Genomic DNA, 16,080 nt, shown 5'->3' on the forward strand with positions numbered 1-16,080 from the left:
ATCTCCCGATGTCGGGCCGGGGCCGGTGCGGCTGCTCAGACGGCGGTGTTGTCGGTGATTTCGGTGCCTTCCTCCTCGCGCCCCGGCGTCCGCAGGTTCCACTTCCTGATCACCCAGCTGAACACGAAGTAGTAGATCGCCGCGAACACCAGCCCGATCGGGATCAACAGCCACGCCTTCGACGCCGCGGGCGCGCCCGCGTTGAGCGCGAAGTCGATCGCGCCCGCCGAGAACGAGAACCCGAGGTGGATGCCCAGCGCGTTGCACACCGCCAGCGACACCCCGGTCAGCACGGCGTGCATCACGTACAGCGGCCACGCCACGAACATGAACGCGAACTCGATCGGCTCGGTGACCCCGGTCAGGAACGAGGTGAACGCCGCCGCGATCATGATCCCGCCGACCACCTTCTTCTGCTCCGGCCGGGCGGTGCGCCAGATCGCCAGCGCCGCGGCGGGCAGGGCGAACATGAAGATCGGGAAGAAGCCCGTGGTGAACGCGCCCGCGTTCGGGTCGCCGGCGAAGAAGTTGTTGATGTCGCCGCCCTTGAAGATGAACCACACCGGCACGTTGATCAGCTGGTGCAGGCCGATCGGCAGCAGCGCGCGGTTGAGCACGCCGTAGAGCCCGCCACCGATCACCGCGTCGCTGGTGACCCCGTTGCCGATGTGCTGGATGAGGCTGTCCACGGCGGGGAAGATCAGGCCGAAGATCACGCCGAGGATGAGCAGGGCGAACGAGTTGATGATCGGCACGAACCGGCGGCCGCCGAAGAACGCCAGGTACGGCGGGAGCTTGATGCGGTGGAACCGCTGCCACAGCACCGCCGTGACGAGGCCGACGATCACGCCGCCCAGCACGCTGTAGGGCCATTTGATCGGCTGCAGATACCAGCCTTCCTTGAACCCTTCCAGGTCGCTGATCGGCGCGAACACCTGCACGACCTTGTTGAACACGACGAAGCCGACGACGGCGGCGACGCCGGTGGAACCGTCGCCCTTGCGGGCGAAGCCGACCGCGATGCCCACCGCGAACAGCAGCGGGAGCCAGTCGAACAGCCCGCCTCCCGCGGCGGCGAACACGGCGGCGACCTTCTTCGTCGCATCCCAGCGGCCCAGCATGTCGTCCTGCCCGAGCCTGTTGAGCAGGCCGGCGGCGGGCAGGGTGGCGATGGGCAGCATCAGGCTGCGGCCGAAGCGCTGCAGCCCGGCGACACCCCTGCCCTTGCCCTTTGTCGATTCCGCGGTGGTGGTACTCACGGCAAACCTCCGTCTTCGGCGGGGACTGTCGGATCCAGTTGCATGCTCACCTGGTACCGGTCGCCCCGGTACCAGGAGGTGATGTCCTCGGCCGGTTCCCCCCTGGTGGTGGAGATCCGGCGGAAGACCAGGAGCGGGTCCCCGGCGCGGATGCCCAGCAGCCGTGCGGTTTCCCGGTCCGCCGCTTCGGCCCAGACGGTCTGCCTGGCGTGGTCGAAGCGGAGGTCGTGGTGGCGTGCGATCTGCTCGTACAGCGACTGCGTGAGGTCGAAGTCGAGCAGCCCGGGCACGTGACCGGGGTGGTACCAGCCGCGTTCGACGGCGAGCGGGACACCGTCGGCGCGGCGCAGCCGGGCCAGCCGGTACGCGGGCTGTCCCGCGCCGAGGCCGAGCGCCTGCGCGTTGGGCGGTGGCGGGATCCGCACGTCCTTCTCCAGCAGCTCGGTGGTGGGCACGAGCCCCCGGCGGCGCATGTCACCGGTGAAGGACATCAGGTACAGCTGCAGTTCCATCCGGCGGGCGGCGGTGAAGGTGCCCTTGCCGCGAGCCCGGGTCAGCAGGCCTTCCTCGACGAGTTTCCCGATGGCCGAGCGGACGGTCAGCCGCGATACGCCGTAGCGTTCGGCGAGCTCGCGTTCGGACGGGATGGGCGAGCCGGGCGGCAGTTCGCGTTCGATCGCGCGGCGCAGGATTTCCCGTAGCTGGGCGTGTTTCGGCGTCGGTCCGTTCACCACCCGGTCCGGGGTGACGTTCGGAGCAGCCATGTCGCCAACCTGTTTTCTTCGAGTTCCGGCGCCGCGGGTCTCGCCCCCGGCGCCGAAGATTGGTACGTTCCGGTCTAGACCATTTCTTGATGGGGCAGAATGCTCCGCGGACCGTTGAGGTGTCAACCACCGTTACGGGTTCGTGTTCGGACCAGAGAGAAGGAGGCCGCCGTGGCGGACGAAAGGCCGGAAAAGATCCTCGCCGCGCTCGGGGGCGCCGGGAACATCATCGACATCGAAGGCTGCATCACGCGCCTGCGGTGCGAGCTTCAGGACGGCTCGGTGGTGGACGAGGCGGCGCTGAAGAAGGCGGGCGCGATGGGAGTCATGAAGATGGGCTCGGTGGTCCAGGTGGTAGTGGGCCCGGAGGCCGACACCATCGCCGAGGACATCCAGGACCTGATGTGAGCCTGGCGGTGACGAGCCCGGTGACGGGCAAGGCACTGCCGATGACCGGGGTGCCGGACCCGGTGTTCGCGCAGGCGATGGTCGGGCCCGGCGTCGCGGTCGAGCCGGCGGGCGGGCGGCAGGACGCGCTCGCGCCGATCGAGGGCACGGTGCTCACCCTGCATCCGCACGCGTTCGTGATCGCCGGCGGCGACGGCAAGGGCGTGCTGGTGCACCTGGGCATCGACACGGTGAAGCAGAAGGGCGAGGGCTTCACCCTGCACGTGGTCAAGGGTGAGTCCGTGCGCGCGGGCCAGCCGTTGATCAGCTGGGATCCCGATGCCGTCCGCGCGGCGGGCTACTCGCCGGTGGTGCCGGTGGTGGCGCTCGACGCGGCGGCGGAGGCGTTGTCCGGGCTGCTCACCGACGGCGAGGTCACCGCCGGCGAGCAGCTGTTCGTCTGGGATTAACGCGGCTTCATCGCCGCCCGGACCGGTGCGTCCCCTCGAGATGCGCCGGCCCGGGGCCGGTGGTCAGGCGGTCACGACATTGGTCCCGTCGACCTTCACCGGAATCGAAGGCAGCGCCGTGGACGCCGGCCCCTTCTCGACCGCGCCGGTGAGCGCGTTGAACACCGAACCGTGGCACGGGCATTTGAGCTCGGCCCCGTCCGGTTTGACGGTGCAGCCCTGGTGGGTGCAGATGGCGCTGAAACAGGCGGCCGTGGTCTCGGTGGGGCGGGAGACAACGGCCTCCTGACCGTTCACCGTGACGGATTTGGCCTGTCCGACCGTGATGTCGGACAACGCCGCGACAGCCGTGCCGGCAGGCACGTTGGCGGCTGAATTTCCGGAACCCCCGGTCGAGTTCGAGGACGAACCCGAGTCGGTGCCGCAGGCCGCGAGGGCGACGGTGCCGGCGGCTGCGCCGGCCACGGCGACTCCGGTGGTCAGGACGGTACGACGGGTGGGTGATTCAGCAGTCATGTGGTTAGACACGATCCGGCAACGCCACCGGTTCAAGGTCCTTGAGGATTGAACCGAAGCGGGTGGCGTCTCGTGGGGACGGTTGTACTGTTTCCAGCGGACGGAGGGTGGACCAATGGTCGCTTGGGTACTTCGGATACTCGTCGTCCTGGGGTTGCTGGGCTCGGCCTGGGTGCACTACGACCTGTGGGCCAACCAGGGGTTCTCCGACATCGACATGATCGGGCCGTTGTTCCTGGTCAACGTGATCGCCGGGGTCGTGCTGGCGCTGGTCGTGCTGGCCTGGCACCACTGGCTGCCGGTGCTCGGCGCGATCGGCTTCGGCGCGGTCACCCTGGGGGCGTACCTGATCTCCCTGACCCCCGGCGGGTTGTTCGGGGTGCAGGAGGAGTTCCGGATGGCGTCGGAGGTATGGGGCGTGATCACCGAAGCGGGCTGCGTGGTGTTCGGCATCGCGCTGCTGGCCGTGCAGGTGCGCGGCCGCAGCCGGGGCAGGCAGGCCGTCCGGGCGTGAAGGAGGCCGCGGAGGACCAGTTGATGCGCGCGCTGCACGATGATCATGCGGCGGCGCTGTGGTCCTACGCGCTCAAACTCACCAGCGGCGACCGGGCGCGCGCCGAGGATCTGGTGCAGGAGACCCTGTTGCGAGCGTGGAAGCATCCACGGGTCCTGGACCAGTCGCAGGGTTCCGCGCGAGCCTGGTTGTTCACCGTGGCGCGGCGGATCGCGATCGATGGGTGGCGTTCCGCCGCGGCACGGTCGGAAGTGACCACCGACGCGCCACCGGAGCTTGCCTTGCCGGACGGGACGGAACGTGCCCTGCAGGGCTGGCTGGTGGCCGAAGCGCTGGGGGAGCTGTCGGCCGCGCACCGCGAAGTGCTCGGGTTGTGCTTCTTCCAGGGGTACTCGGTCGCGGATGCGGCCAAGCGCCTGGGAATTGCGCCCGGCACGGTGAAATCGCGGACACACTACGCGTTGCGGGCATTGCGGCTCGCGTTGGAGGAGAGGGGGGTGACCCAGTGAGCAGGCCGGCTGACCCGTTCGAAACCTACGACGCCGCGTACGTCCTCGGTGCCCTGTCCCCCGAAGACCGGGCTACCTTCGAGGCGCATCTCAAGGTGTGCCCGGAATGCGCCGAAGCTGTGCAGCAACTGGCCGGGCTGCCGGGTCTGCTGGCCCAGGTGACGCCCGAGATGGTGGAGGCCGAAGAGCCGCCGGGCGGGCTGTTGCCGTCGATGCTGCGCTCGGTGAGCCGGGTCCGGCGCCGGCGCACCCTGACCACCATCGGTGTCGCGGTGGCCGCCGCGGCAGCCGTGATCGCGGCGGTTCTGTTGCCACCGAACGAAAGCGGCGTCCCAGGCTCGGCGATGACCCCGCTGGGCGCGTTCCCGGTACAGGCGACGGCCGCCGTCGCCGCCGTTTCCGGTGGCTCCCGCGTGGACATGTCGTGCGAATACCAGGGTGCGCAGTACGGGGCGGACTATCTGCTGGTGGCCGTCCGCCGGGACGGCTCGGAGACGCAGCTGGCCACGTGGTGGGCGGATCCCAACCGGACGGCCAAGATCTCCCTGGACACCGACCTCGCCCCGGCCGACATCCAGTCACTCGAGGTCCGGACGGTCTCCGGGATGGCCCTGTTGCGGTGGCAGCCCTGAGGTTTTGCGGTGCGTCCGGCCTTCTCGGATTTGCTGCGCGTCCACCGAGGGTGCAGTCGTTGTTCGCCGAATTGCCCTGCTGTCAACGGTTTTCGGCGTTCGTCCGTACCGGCTGCTCGTCCCTGTCCTGTGTGGACGCCGGCCCTGAATCTCATCCCAGACCGTCCCGTTCCGCTCATCCCATCGCGCCTGTCCATTTCACCTGCCACCCGCCCAGTCCCATTCCGCCCAGCGCGGCGCGGATTTCTTGTTCCGCTCCCGGCCCTCCCGGGGCAGTCCGCGTCCTACGTAGCCGCCCTGGTCTTCGCGGCCGTTCTCGCACTCGATGCCCTCGGATGCCTGCTCGCCTGACGTTCGCATCTCTGGCTCTAGGTCGGCCGCGCCAGCCCAAAATCCCAGCTTTTGTGGGCCCTGCTTGCCGCTGCCTGGCTTCCCCGTCTGCGCGTCTTTCGCTCTCGGTCGGCCGTCCGGGTCTCAAAGTCCGGCCCGCGCGACTCTCGCGTCTCTCGCACCCCCCGCTCCCCAGGCCCTCGTCTCCTGCTCTCGGTCCGCCGCGCCAGCCCAAAACTCCCCACCCTGCGAGCCCAGCGTCTTCCGCCCTCACCCCGCCCCAACCCCAAGAAAATCGCCCGCCACAAGCACCCACAAGAATGAGAAACACCGTTTAAGCGCACGAGTGGACCAACCGTGCAAATTAGTTCTTGCGGCAAACCGCACGCGGTGGCCAGGCTGAATACATGTCCTCGAGATACCTCTTGCCAGCCGCCCAAGCCGCCGCGCGAGGCTGCGACGTGGCAGCGCCGGGCCATGCCACCGGCCTCGCAACTCCTTGCGCCCTAACCGTTCCGGCAGTGCTGGGCATCCTCGCGGCCTTCGTCCTCGCCGCAATAGGCACCGGGTTCCTGTTGTCCTCGATTCTGGCCAGAGCCCGTTCGCCCGCCCCGGTTCCGGGGTGGCCGGTCGCGTCGGCCACCGCCGTGCTGTGGGGGGTCACGGCCTGGCGATGGCTCGCCGGTGCCATCCCGCCCTGGTGGCTGCCGGTCCCGCTAGTGGTGAGCGCGCTCGCGATTCCTTTGATTGCAACGGATTTGCGTTACCAGCGAGTGCCGAATGTCCTCACGCTGCCCGCGTATCCGTTGCTGGGCGGGGTTCTCGCGCTCGCGGCGGTGGCAGGCCCAAGCCCGCAGATCGGACTTCGCGCCCTGAATGCGGCGATCGTGTTCGGCGGTCTGCATCTGTTGATCTACGCGCTCGCCCGGCGATCCCTCGGAGCCGGTGACGTCAAACTGGCCGGCTCCCTGGGCGCGGTCCTCGGCGCCGTGCACTGGGCCGCGCTCGTGGTCGCATCCGTCCTGGCGGCCGTGGTGACCTTGCTGCTCGCCCTGACGCGCCGATGGGCCGACGGCGTCCCTCATGGTCCAGGCCTACTCGGCGCGACATGGCTGGTTTCCCTGTTTCCGGCCACAGGCACGGCCTCCACCTGACCGACCCACGTGAACCGCCGCGCCGCGAGCATCCTGACTGCCGCCCTCACCCCCTGGCCCAAGCCTCGCGTACTTCGGGCAGTCCAAGCCAGCACTGGAGAAAGGAGCCCCAACCGCGAGCGGATCGCGCCTGCACCTCACAGCCTTCCCATCCGCTGCCCGCCGCGCCCGTCCCGGTGAACGACCACCCTCGGTCACCGCCCGCCGGAACCACCGCCCAAATCCACCCCGGGGCAACACCCGGGAGAACATCCGAAACCAGGAGGCAGGACCAAAACCCATGACGAACCCCGGCACCCCGAACCGTCCACGGCCCCCGCCGGGCCCGTGACCTGGCTGGGCGGATCCGGCCGAACTGGGCGGGTAGTTGCAGCGCAAGACCGGCGACGTGACAGGATCGTCGGGTGTTGCGCTGGATTACCGCTGGTGAATCGCATGGGCCCGCGCTGGCGGCCGTGCTGGAAGGAATGGTGGCCGGCGTAGAGGTCACCACCGCTGAGCTGGGCGAGCAGCTCGCCCGGCGGCGGCTCGGGTTCGGGCGGAGCCCCCGCATGGGCTTCGAGACCGACCACATCGAGTTTCTCGGCGGCGTCCGGCACGGCGTCACCCAGGGCGGCCCGATCGCGGTCCACATCGACAACGCGGAATGGCCCAAGTGGGAGAAGGTCATGGCCGCGGACCCGGTCGACCCGGCGGAGCTGGCCGGCCTGGCCCGCAACGAACCGCTGACCCGGCCCCGCCCCGGCCACGCCGACCTGCCCGGCATGCAGAAGTACGGCTTCGACGAGGCGCGCCCCGTCCTGGAGCGGGCGAGCGCGCGGGAGACGGCGTCGCGCACGGCGCTCGGCACGGTCGCGCGGGCGTTCCTGCGGCAGCTGCTCGGTGCGGAGATCATCAGTCACGTGGTGTCGATCGGCGGTGCGGAGGCGCCCGAAGGGCCGCTGCCGGGGCCTCAGGATCTCGCGGCGATCGACGAGAGCCCGGTGCGCGCGTTCGGCCAGGAAGGCACCGACGCGATGGTCGCCGAGGTGGACGCGGTCCGGAAGGCCGGGGACACGGTCGGTGGCGTCATCGAGGTGATCGTCTACGGGCTCCCGCCAGGCCTCGGTTCGCACGTCCACTGGGACCGGCGCCTGGACGCCAGGCTGGCGGGCGCGCTGATGGGCGTGCAGGCTATGAAGGGCGTCGAGGTCGGTGACGGTTTCACCACGGCCCGCCGCTGGGGCAGCCAGGCGCACGACGAGATCGACCGCGGCAGCGGGCCGGTCGGCGTCACCCGGAGGTCGAACCGTGCCGGTGGGCTGGAGGGCGGCATCACCAACGGCGAGCCGTTGCGGGTGCGGGTCGCCATGAAGCCGATCTCCACCGTGCCGAAGGCACTGTCCACAGTGGACGTCGCGACGGGTGAGCCCGCGGTGGCTATCCACCAGCGTTCGGACGTCTGCGCCGTGCCGCGGGCCGGGGTCGTCCTCGAGTCCGTGGTCGCGCTGATCGTCGCCGACGCCGCGCTGGAGAAGTTCGGCGGCGACTCGCTGGCCGAGACCAAGCGCAACGCCGACGCATACCTGAAGGCGCTGGAGGAACGGTGGTGAAGCCGTGCATCGTGGTCGCGGGGCCGCCGGGGTCCGGTAAGAGCACCATCGGGCCGCTGCTGGCCAAGCACCTGGGCATGGAATTCCGGGATTCCGACGACATCATCGTCGCCAGGGCCGGGCGTGCCATCGCCGACATCTTCACCGAGGACGGCGAGCCGGCCTTCCGCGCGCTCGAAGAGGAGATCATCGCCGAGACGCTGGCCGAGTACGACGGTGTGCTCTCCGTCGGCGGCGGCGCGGTGCTGGCCGAGGGCACCCGGGCGCGGCTGAAGGCGCACCTGGTGGTGTTCCTCAACGTCGGCTTCGCCGCCGGGGTGCAGCGCGTCGGCCTCTCCACGGCGCGTCCGCTGCTGGCCGGGGTGAACCCGCGCGCCACCTACCGCACCCTGCTCGAAGCCCGGTTGCCCGTGTACCGCGAGGTCGCCACGGTCGAGGTCGATACCGACCACCGCACGCCCGAAGAGGTCGTGGCCGCCATCGCGGTCGCGCTGAACAAGAAACTGGAGAAGACGCAGTGACCGACCCGGTACGGATCCCGGTCAGGACCGGCAACCCGTACGAGGTGGTGATCGGCCGCGGCCTGCTGGGCGAGCTCACCGAGACCGTCCGGGACGCGTCGAAGATCGCCCTGATCCACCCGCCGACGCTCACCACCACGGCCGACGCCATCCGCGACGAGCTGAACGCGGCCGGGCTGGACGCGCATCGGGTCGAGATCCCCGACGCCGAGGACGGCAAGGCGCTCACCGTCGCCGCCTTCTGCTGGGAGGTCCTCGGGCGCATCGGGCTCGACCGCCGTGGCGTGGTGGTCGGGCTCGGCGGCGGCGCGGTCACCGATCTGGCCGGGTTCGTCGCGGCCACCTGGATGCGCGGGGTGCGGCTGGTCAACGTGCCCACCACGCTGCTGGGCATGGTGGACGCCGCGGTCGGCGGCAAGACCGGGATCAACACCGACGCGGGCAAGAACCTCGTCGGCGTCTTCCACGAGCCCTCGGCGGTCCTCGCCGACCTGGCCACGCTGGAAACCCTGCCGCCCAACGAGCTGGTCGCGGGCATGGCCGAGGTGGTCAAGGCCGGGTTCATCGCCGACCCGGCCATTCTCGACCTCGTCGAGGCCGACCCGGCCGCGGCGGTCGACGCGACCGGTGACGTCCTCGGCGAGCTGGTCCGGCGGTCGATCCAGGTCAAGGCCGACGTCGTCGCGGCAGACCTGCGCGAGTCGGATCTGCGGGAGATTCTCAACTACGGGCACACGCTCGGGCACGCCATCGAACGCCGCGAGCGCTACCGCTGGCGGCACGGCGCGGCCGTCAGCGTCGGCCTCGTCTTCGCCGCCGAGCTGGCCCGTCTGGCGGGCAGGCTCGACGACGCGACGGCCGATCGCCACGCCGCGGTGCTGACCCGGCTCGGCCTGCCCGTCAGCTACGACGCCGACGCGCTGCCGCAGCTTCTCGAGAACATGCGCGGGGACAAGAAAACCCGCTCCGGGGTGCTCCGCTTCGTCGTGCTCGACGGGCTCGGCAAACCGGGCAGGATGGAAGGCCCCGACCCGTCCCTGCTGGCCGCCGCGTACTCGGCGGTCGCCGCGGACAACCCGGGCCAGAGCGGGAGCGTGCTGCTGTGAAGGTCTTCGTCTTCAACGGCCCCAACCTGGGCAGGCTGGGCAAGCGGGAGCCGGCGGTCTACGGCTCGACGACGCACGCCGACCTCGCCGAGCTGTGCGTGAAAACCGGCACCGAGCTGGGCCTCGACGTCGAGGTACGGCAGACCGATCACGAAGGTGAAATGGTCGGCTGGCTGCACGAAGCCGCCGACGGCGGGCACCCGGTGGTGCTCAACGCCGGCGCGTGGACGCACTACTCGATCGCGGTGCGGGACGCGGCCGCCCAGCTCACGGCGCCGCTGATCGAACTGCACATCTCCAACGTGCACAAACGCGAGGAATTCCGGCACCACAGCGTGCTTTCCGACATCGCGACCGCGGTCATCGCCGGGTTCGGTGTGCCCGGGTACCCGCTGGCCCTGCGGTGGCTGGCGGAAAACGCCGGATGAGCGTTCCCACGCTGACCACGAGCCGGCTCGTGCTGCGTGGTCTGCGGGCCGAAGACACCGGCGCCGTGCTGCGGGTCTTCGCCGATCCGGAAACGAGCCGGTACTTCGCGGCGGACTTCAGCGACCCCGGGCAATGCCGCGCGATGATCGGCAGGCGGCTCGCCTACGAAGGCCCCGAAGGCCAGGGCCACTGGGTGCTGGAACACGAAGGCGAGGTCGTCGGCCTCGCCCACCTGCGGCCGTCGGCCGAGCTGCCCGGAAAGGCCGCCGAGATCGGCTACTTCCTCGACCCCGCCCACGGCGGCAAGGGACTGGCCACCGAAGCGGCGCAAGCGTTGCTGAGCCACGGATTCGCCACCCTGGGCCTGCCCGCGATCTGGGCGGTCGTCCACGAGTCCAATGTGGCCAGTCGGAAACTGGCCGCGCGCTTGGGTTTTCTCGACATGGGCGAAGGCGAGCACTACGGCGCCACGCACCGGATCCTCGTCGCGCTGCCCGCCGTGCACGGCAGGCTGCACCACGTCGAGCTGTGGGTGCCGAACGTGGCGCGCATCGAGGCGAGCCTCGGCTGGCTGCTCACCGAACTCGGCTGGGGCGAGTTCCAGCGGTGGCGCGACGGTGTCAGCTGGAAACACGGCGCCACGTACGTTGTCGCGGAGAAATCGCCCGCTCTGAGCTCGGCCCGGCACGACCGGTTGGCGCCGGGGCTCAACCATCTCGCGCTGCACGCCGGCAGCGAAAGCCGGGTCGACGAACTGTCCGCCGCCGCGCTCGAGCACGGCTGGCGCCCGCTGTTCCCCGAGAAGTACCCGCACGCCGGAGGGCCGCAGCACTACGCCGCGTACCTGGAAAACGAGGATGGCTTCGAGGTCGAACTCGTCGCGGTAGCGCACAACGCGGGCACCGGCCGGTAGCGGCTCTCTAAACTGACCGGACCGACGCGGCAGGAAAGTGGGTCACCGAGTTGATGCGCGGAGTTCGCCGGCGGCCGGGAGCGATGCTGCTGGCCGTGCTACTCGGCGTCGCCGGGTTGACGGGCTGCACGGCCGGAAACGCGCAGACCCAGGCCGAAGGCGACGGCGGCCTCGGCGGCGCGAAGCCGACCGCCACCAGGCCCAGTGACGTCGCGCTCGCCACCGGGAACGCGCGCCAGAGCCCGGGCACGGTCGCCGCCGGTGGGCCTGGTGCGCCGTACAACTATGGCCCGAGCGCGATGCTCGACGGCGGCAAGGCCCGCGTGTGGTGGTGCAGCCAGTACCCCGGCGCGCTGCCGCCGGGCGACGACATCCTCTACGGCGAGTCCACCTCGCTCGACGGCCCGTTCACCGGACCCGGTGGGGGAGTGCCTCCCGCGGTGCTGTCCGGGGATCCCGGCCATTTCGACGGGGCGCACACGTGTGACCCGTCGGTCATCCGGGTCAACGGGATCTACTACTTGTACTACACGGGCGCGGCGGGCGATCACACCCTCGGCAACTCGATCGGCCTGGCCACCAGCACCGACGGCGTCACCTGGAACCGCGCCGCCGGCCCCGTCGTGAGCCCTTCGCACGACGTCCATCGCGACAACCTGTACGGCGCCGGGCAGCCGTCGGCGGTGTACGTGGACGGCTGGTTCTACCTGATGTTCACCGACACCACCGGCCGCGCCGCGGGCTGGAACGGCGCCGGGCAGTTCGTGTTGCGCGCCAAGGACCCGTCCTTCACCACGGACGTGGAATCGTTGGGCGACAAGGGTTTCAGCTCGGCAACGGGCACCGGGGTGCCGCGCACCAAATCGGTGGCCGACGCCTTCAGCGCCGACATCGAGTGGGTGGACGCGCTCGACGCCTTCGCCATCGCGCACGAAACCCGGGACGGCACCACGATTTCGTTCTGGAACAGCGACTTCACCGCCAGCCCCTACCAGCCCATCGTGCTGCCGGGCGCCTGGCAGGAGGGGCCCGGGCTGGTGCGCAGCCCGGCCGGTCACGCGCCGGTCGCGGCCGACGACCCCTGCGGCCGGGTGCCGGTCGACGTCCTGCGCGCCACCGCGATCGGCGAAGCGGGCGCGCCCACCGACCTCCGCCATTTCGGGCTCGACATCACCGGCGCCACGGGCTGTGCCGAACCCGCCAGGGCGCTCGCCGTCCTCGACGGGTTCGCGATGCCCTCGCCGGCGCGCACGATGGACCTGGTGGTGGGCGGCAAGGTGGTCCGCATCGACCGCCGGTCGGTCGCCCAGCAGCTGGCCACGCACGTGCTGGACAAGCGGATCGCCGCTATCGACCAGGTGCCGGTCTCGGCGCACCTGGCCTCCGGGGTGCGTGCGGTGCAAGCCGCCGGGATCGGGCTCGGGCTGCTGCTCGACGACGGGAACCTGTGGCCGGTGCGCCCGGAAGACATCGCAGCGCTCAACGGCTCGTCCGTCCAGCCGGTGACGGCCGCGCAGTGGCGGGCCTACCCGAAAGCACCCGAACTGGGTAAGTGAACGCTACTTGCTGTGCCGAGGCGCCGGTGAGGGCCGCCGCCTCGGCGAAGGCTTGCGCGCGGGGCGCTCGGCGGCCTCAACGGGCTCCGGCCGAGCGGGCCGCAGCCGCGGGCCCACGATCATGCCCAGCCCGGCGGGCACCAGCACCAGCAGCGCGGTGAACGCGGCCCCGCCGGTGAGCGCGGGCCACAGTTCGCTCGTCCCGCTCTGGTCGACGAAGATCGCCCGCCCGATCACGTACAGGATCCCCGACACGGGGCCGGAGACGATGGCCGCGATGAGCCAGGTGCGGCCGAGATCCTCTCGGTGCAGCAGGCCGTCGATCGCGCTCCACAATGCCGCCGCGCCGACCAGCAGCGCGATCACGACGATCTTGGTGGTGAGCAGGCCGGTCGGTTCGTAGACCGACGCCTTCGCCAGGGCGGTGTCGGCCGCGGCGTGCAACAGTGCCATGCCGAGACCACGCGTCAACCAGGGCCGCATTGCCCTACTGTAAGGCAACTCGCCAGTAGGCTGAGCGTGTGCCCGAGATCCACGCCACCCGCCGTGAGTCCCTGCGCGCCCTCGTGCGCGCCGCCGAGCTGGACGCGCTGCTGGTCACCGACCTGCTCAACATCCGCTACCTGACCGGGTTCACCGGCTCGAACGCCGCGCTGCTGCTGCATTCCGGTGGCGACAGTGGCACCGTCTTCTGCACCGACGGGCGGTACACCACGCAGTCCGAGGGCGAGGTCCCCGACCTGGAGCGCGTGATCGACAGGCAGAGCGCTGCCGCGCTGCTGCGGCGCGGCAGCGAGCACAGCCGGGAGTACGGGCGCACGGGCTTCGAGAGCCAGTACGTCAGCGTCGAGCAATACGACGCGTTCGCCAAGCTCGCCGAGGGGTTCGAGCTGCGGCGCGCGCCTGGTCTGATCGAGGGGCTGCGGCTGGTGAAGGACGAAACCGAGATCGAAGCACTGCGCCAGGCGTGTGCGGCGGCCGACCGGGCGCTGGCGGATCTGCTGGCGCGCGGCGGGATCGGTCCCGGCCGCACGGAACGCGAGGTCGCCCGCGAGCTGGAGAACCTGATGCTCGATCACGGTTCGTCGGCGCGCTCGTTCGAGTCGATCGTGGCCGCGGGCGCGAACTCCGCCATCCCGCACCACCGGCCGGACGACACCGTGCTGACGGCCGGCGACTTCGTCAAGCTCGATTTCGGTGCCACCGTCGACGGCTACCATTCCGACATGACGCGCACCCTGGTGCTGGGGGAGCCGGCGGACTGGCAGCGCGAGCTCTACGACCTGGTGCGACGCGCCCAGGCCGAAGGCAGCGTGGCTGTCCGGCCCGGCGCGGTCGCCGCCGACGTGGACAAGGCGGCACGCCAGGTGATCGAGGACGCCGGGCACGGCGACGAGTTCTCACACGGCCTCGGGCACGGCGTGGGACTGGAGATACACGAGGCACCCAGCCTGGCCAAGACCGGCGACGCTACACTGTCCGCTGGTATGACGGTCACTGTCGAGCCTGGTGTCTACCTCGCCGGCCGTGGTGGCGTGCGCATAGAGGACACGCTGGTCGTGCGGGACGCCGCTCCCGAACTCCTCACCCTGAGCAGCAAGGAACTCGTGGTCGTCTAGCGGCCGCGCAACGAAGACAAACAGGAGAACTGGACTACCCGTGGCCACCACCAACGACCTGAAGAACGGCCTGGTGCTCAACCTCGACGGACAGCTCTGGTCCGTCGTGAACTTCCAGCACGTCAAGCCGGGCAAGGGCGGTGCCTTCGTGCGCACCACCCTCAAGCACGTGCTCTCCGGCAAGGTGGTGGACAAGACGTTCAACGCCGGCACCAAGGTGGAGACCGCCACCGTCGATCGCCGGAACATGACCTACCTGTACAACGACGGCACCGACTTCGTCTTCATGGACGGCGAGACGTTCGAGCAGATCAACGTCCCGAGCGAGACGGTGGGTGACGCGGCGGGCTACCTGCTGGAGAACACCGAGGCCCAGGTCGCGGTGCACGAAGGCACCCCGCTCTACGTCGAGCTGCCCACCTCGGTCGAGCTGGTCATCCAGCACACCGACCCCGGCCTGCAGGGCGACCGTTCCACCGGTGGCACCAAGCCGGCCACCCTGGAGACCGGCGCCGAGATCCAGGTGCCGCTGTTCGTCACCACCGGTGAGAAGGTCAAGGTGGACACCCGCGACGGGCGTTACCTGGGCAGGATCTCGTCTTGAGTCCTGCCGGTTCCTCACAGCGCGGCGGCTCTCCGGGCCGCCGCGCTTTGCGCAGGCGTGCCGTGGAGATGCTCTACGAGGCCGCGCAGCGCTCACTCGATCCGGTGACCATGCTGGCGGACCGGGTCGGTTCCACCGAGGTCGATCCGATCGGCGACTACACGATCTCGCTCGTCGAGGGCGTGACCACGAACCGCGAGCGCATCGACGAACTGCTGTCCGAGCACGCGCAGGGCTGGACGCTGGACCGGATGCCCCCGGTCGATCTCGCCGTGCTGCGCGTCGGGGTCTACGAACTGCTGTGGGCCACGGACGTGCCCGACCCGGTGGCGATCGACGAAGCGGTCGGGCTGGCCAAGGAGCTGTCCACGGACGACTCGCCCCGCTTCGTCAACGGCGTACTCGGCCGGATCGGCAACATCGCCGACCGGCTGCGCGCCGTTCTCTAGCCGTCCGGAACTCGCGCGCCGGGAGACGAGTACCGCACCGCACGTACGGGCTCCCGGATCGCGCGGGGTTCAGTCCTCTTTCGCCGGCCGCGCCTCCGGCGGCAGGACGCCCCAGTCGATGAGCTGCTCGGTCAGCTCGCCGGGGGTCATGTCGTAGATGATCGCCAGCGACCGCAGGTCCTCGGTGCGGATGGAGAGCACCTTGCCGTTGTAGTCGCCGCGCTGGCTCTGGATGGTCGCCGCGTAGCGGGCCAGCGGGCCGACCTTCTCCGCGGGCAGCTGCTGCAGCCGTTCGAGGTTGATGACGATCTTGGTAGCGGGTTCGGCGCCCGAGGGAACGCGGCCTTCCGGGAGCAGCTCGACCACCGGGACGCCGTAGAAATCGGCCAGCTCGGCCAGCTTCTGGACGGTTACCGCACGGTCACCCCGCTCGTAGGAACCGACCACGACCGCCTTCCAGCGGCCGCCGGACTTCTGCTCGACCCCGTGCAGGGAGAGCCCCTGCTGCTGGCGGATCCCGCGGAGCTTGGCCCCAAGCGCCTTGGCGTAATCGCCCATCTGGTGGTTCTCCGTTTCCTCGCCCAGTCGGTCAAGGCGACCGCCGGGGAAATAGCCTGAGCTGAATACTCAGAGTAATGGTTACGCATTGTCGTCACCAGGTCAAGCAAATGTCCGGCCGGGAAGAGGGCATACCACTCGCCGAGCGGCCCAAACCCCCTGGTATCGTGCCCGGAGATTCCCTGGCCAAACAGGGTG

At 70.1% G+C, this 16,080-nt stretch carries 21 protein-coding genes; 15 read left to right on the top strand and 6 right to left on the bottom strand.

The features are described 5' to 3' along the window. Nucleotides 1-35: 35 nt before the first annotated feature. Both VHD82_RS27635 and VHD82_RS27640 read right to left on the bottom strand, forming a co-directional pair. On the bottom strand, nucleotides 36-1,259 hold the full coding sequence (locus VHD82_RS27635) for a PTS transporter subunit EIIC (RefSeq protein ID WP_325710219.1): 1,224 nt from the start codon (nucleotides 1,257-1,259) through the stop codon (nucleotides 36-38). Next, complete coding sequence (locus VHD82_RS27640; protein ID WP_325710222.1) at nucleotides 1,256-2,023, bottom strand: GntR family transcriptional regulator; 768 nt, start codon at nucleotides 2,021-2,023, stop codon at nucleotides 1,256-1,258. The genes VHD82_RS27635 and VHD82_RS27640 overlap by 4 nt, the downstream gene beginning before the upstream one ends. Before the next feature lie 171 nt (nucleotides 2,024-2,194). On the opposite strand from VHD82_RS27640, the gene VHD82_RS27645 reads away from it, so the two are divergent. After that, nucleotides 2,195-2,431: a PTS glucose/sucrose transporter subunit IIB gene (locus VHD82_RS27645; protein ID WP_325710225.1), complete on the top strand. Its 237-nt coding sequence runs from the start codon at nucleotides 2,195-2,197 to the stop codon at nucleotides 2,429-2,431. After that, nucleotides 2,428-2,880, top strand: coding sequence for a PTS glucose transporter subunit IIA (locus VHD82_RS27650; RefSeq protein WP_325710228.1), 453 nt, complete (start codon nucleotides 2,428-2,430; stop codon nucleotides 2,878-2,880). The genes VHD82_RS27645 and VHD82_RS27650 overlap by 4 nt, the downstream gene beginning before the upstream one ends. Nucleotides 2,881-2,943: 63 nt before the next feature. Here the strand turns inward: VHD82_RS27650 and VHD82_RS27655 are convergent, their stop codons facing one another. After that, nucleotides 2,944-3,396: a Rieske (2Fe-2S) protein gene (locus VHD82_RS27655; RefSeq protein ID WP_325710231.1), complete on the bottom strand. Its 453-nt coding sequence runs from the start codon at nucleotides 3,394-3,396 to the stop codon at nucleotides 2,944-2,946. A 115-nt stretch (nucleotides 3,397-3,511) separates the two neighbouring features. On the opposite strand from VHD82_RS27655, the gene VHD82_RS27660 reads away from it, so the two are divergent. Genes VHD82_RS27660 through VHD82_RS27670 form a run of 3 tightly spaced genes read left to right on the top strand, consistent with a single transcriptional unit; the run spans nucleotide 3,512 to nucleotide 5,051 of the window. Then, the gene (locus VHD82_RS27660; protein ID WP_325710235.1) at nucleotides 3,512-3,910 is read left to right on the top strand and encodes a hypothetical protein; all 399 of its coding nucleotides are present in this window, start codon (nucleotides 3,512-3,514) and stop codon (nucleotides 3,908-3,910) included. Further along, nucleotides 3,907-4,419, top strand: a complete 513-nt coding sequence (locus tag VHD82_RS27665; RefSeq protein WP_325710238.1) for a sigma-70 family RNA polymerase sigma factor — start codon at nucleotides 3,907-3,909, stop codon at nucleotides 4,417-4,419. The genes VHD82_RS27660 and VHD82_RS27665 overlap by 4 nt, the downstream gene beginning before the upstream one ends. Further along, the gene (locus VHD82_RS27670) at nucleotides 4,416-5,051 is read left to right on the top strand and encodes a zf-HC2 domain-containing protein (RefSeq protein WP_325710241.1); all 636 of its coding nucleotides are present in this window, start codon (nucleotides 4,416-4,418) and stop codon (nucleotides 5,049-5,051) included. Before VHD82_RS27665 ends, VHD82_RS27670 begins: the two co-directional genes overlap by 4 nt. Before the next feature lie 198 nt (nucleotides 5,052-5,249). On the opposite strand, the gene VHD82_RS27675 is transcribed toward VHD82_RS27670, so the two are convergent. Further along, nucleotides 5,250-5,411, bottom strand: coding sequence for a hypothetical protein (locus VHD82_RS27675; RefSeq protein WP_325710244.1), 162 nt, complete (start codon nucleotides 5,409-5,411; stop codon nucleotides 5,250-5,252). A 491-nt stretch (nucleotides 5,412-5,902) separates the two neighbouring features. On the opposite strand from VHD82_RS27675, the gene VHD82_RS27680 reads away from it, so the two are divergent. The 7 genes from VHD82_RS27680 (at nucleotide 5,903) to VHD82_RS27710 (ending at nucleotide 12,652) form a co-directional block, all read left to right on the top strand. Continuing rightward, entirely contained in the window at nucleotides 5,903-6,535 is a 633-nt protein-coding gene (locus tag VHD82_RS27680; protein ID WP_325710247.1) for a prepilin peptidase, read from the top strand. A 404-nt stretch (nucleotides 6,536-6,939) separates the two neighbouring features. Next, nucleotides 6,940-8,127, top strand: a complete 1,188-nt coding sequence (gene aroC, locus VHD82_RS27685) for a chorismate synthase (RefSeq protein ID WP_325710250.1) — start codon at nucleotides 6,940-6,942, stop codon at nucleotides 8,125-8,127. A gap of 11 nt (nucleotides 8,128-8,138) precedes the next feature. Beyond that, nucleotides 8,139-8,648: a shikimate kinase gene (locus VHD82_RS27690; protein WP_414637582.1), complete on the top strand. Its 510-nt coding sequence runs from the start codon at nucleotides 8,139-8,141 to the stop codon at nucleotides 8,646-8,648. After that, on the top strand, nucleotides 8,645-9,754 hold the full coding sequence (gene aroB, locus VHD82_RS27695; protein WP_325710253.1) for a 3-dehydroquinate synthase: 1,110 nt from the start codon (nucleotides 8,645-8,647) through the stop codon (nucleotides 9,752-9,754). Before VHD82_RS27690 ends, aroB begins: the two co-directional genes overlap by 4 nt. Further along, entirely contained in the window at nucleotides 9,751-10,182 is a 432-nt protein-coding gene (aroQ, locus tag VHD82_RS27700) for a type II 3-dehydroquinate dehydratase (RefSeq protein WP_325710256.1), read from the top strand. The genes aroB and aroQ overlap by 4 nt, the downstream gene beginning before the upstream one ends. Further along, complete coding sequence (locus VHD82_RS27705; protein ID WP_325710259.1) at nucleotides 10,179-11,096, top strand: GNAT family N-acetyltransferase; 918 nt, start codon at nucleotides 10,179-10,181, stop codon at nucleotides 11,094-11,096. Before aroQ ends, VHD82_RS27705 begins: the two co-directional genes overlap by 4 nt. Before the next feature lie 83 nt (nucleotides 11,097-11,179). Then, nucleotides 11,180-12,652 (top strand): beta-xylosidase, encoded by a 1,473-nt coding sequence (locus VHD82_RS27710; protein ID WP_325710262.1) that lies wholly within the window; start codon nucleotides 11,180-11,182, stop codon nucleotides 12,650-12,652. 3 nt (nucleotides 12,653-12,655) lie between these two features. Here the strand turns inward: VHD82_RS27710 and VHD82_RS27715 are convergent, their stop codons facing one another. After that, nucleotides 12,656-13,135, bottom strand: a complete 480-nt coding sequence (locus VHD82_RS27715) for a B-4DMT family transporter (RefSeq protein WP_325710265.1) — start codon at nucleotides 13,133-13,135, stop codon at nucleotides 12,656-12,658. Between the two features lie 38 nt (nucleotides 13,136-13,173). Here VHD82_RS27715 and VHD82_RS27720 point away from each other — a divergent pair, with 38 nt between their 5' ends. From VHD82_RS27720 to nusB, 3 genes are read left to right on the top strand one after another with little or no spacing between them, the layout of a single operon-like run. After that, nucleotides 13,174-14,271 carry a Xaa-Pro peptidase family protein gene (locus VHD82_RS27720; protein ID WP_325710267.1) on the top strand — a complete coding sequence of 366 codons (1,098 nt, stop codon included), beginning with the start codon at nucleotides 13,174-13,176 and terminating at the stop codon, nucleotides 14,269-14,271. A 40-nt stretch (nucleotides 14,272-14,311) separates the two neighbouring features. Then, nucleotides 14,312-14,875 carry an elongation factor P gene (efp, locus tag VHD82_RS27725; protein ID WP_325710270.1) on the top strand — a complete coding sequence of 188 codons (564 nt, stop codon included), beginning with the start codon at nucleotides 14,312-14,314 and terminating at the stop codon, nucleotides 14,873-14,875. Beyond that, nucleotides 14,872-15,324 carry a transcription antitermination factor NusB gene (nusB, locus tag VHD82_RS27730; protein ID WP_325710272.1) on the top strand — a complete coding sequence of 151 codons (453 nt, stop codon included), beginning with the start codon at nucleotides 14,872-14,874 and terminating at the stop codon, nucleotides 15,322-15,324. Before efp ends, nusB begins: the two co-directional genes overlap by 4 nt. A gap of 69 nt (nucleotides 15,325-15,393) precedes the next feature. On the opposite strand, the gene VHD82_RS27735 is transcribed toward nusB, so the two are convergent. Next, nucleotides 15,394-15,882 (bottom strand): transcriptional regulator, encoded by a 489-nt coding sequence (locus VHD82_RS27735; protein ID WP_020422358.1) that lies wholly within the window; start codon nucleotides 15,880-15,882, stop codon nucleotides 15,394-15,396. Nucleotides 15,883-16,080: the final 198 nt, after the last annotated feature.

The sequence above is a fragment of the Amycolatopsis sp. genome (assembly GCF_035546795.1).
Lineage (GTDB): Bacteria > Actinomycetota > Actinomycetes > Mycobacteriales > Pseudonocardiaceae > Amycolatopsis_E.

Bases quoted from the DNA above. Each gene is read 5' to 3' on its own strand.
- VHD82_RS27735 (WP_020422358.1), bottom strand. From the start codon at position 15,882: ATGGGCGATTACGCCAAGGCGCTTGGGGCCAAGCTCCGCGGGATCCGC.
- VHD82_RS27715 (WP_325710265.1), bottom strand. From the start codon at position 13,135: ATGCGGCCCTGGTTGACGCGTGGTCTCGGCATGGCACTGTTGCACGCC.
- VHD82_RS27660 (WP_325710235.1), top strand. From the start codon at position 3,512: ATGGTCGCTTGGGTACTTCGGATACTCGTCGTCCTGGGGTTGCTGGGC.
- VHD82_RS27655 (WP_325710231.1), bottom strand. From the start codon at position 3,396: ATGACTGCTGAATCACCCACCCGTCGTACCGTCCTGACCACCGGAGTC.
- VHD82_RS27675 (WP_325710244.1), bottom strand. From the start codon at position 5,411: ATGCGAACGTCAGGCGAGCAGGCATCCGAGGGCATCGAGTGCGAGAAC.
- VHD82_RS27705 (WP_325710259.1), top strand. From the start codon at position 10,179: ATGAGCGTTCCCACGCTGACCACGAGCCGGCTCGTGCTGCGTGGTCTG.
- VHD82_RS27640 (WP_325710222.1), bottom strand. From the start codon at position 2,023: ATGGCTGCTCCGAACGTCACCCCGGACCGGGTGGTGAACGGACCGACG.
- VHD82_RS27710 (WP_325710262.1), top strand. From the start codon at position 11,180: ATGCTGCTGGCCGTGCTACTCGGCGTCGCCGGGTTGACGGGCTGCACG.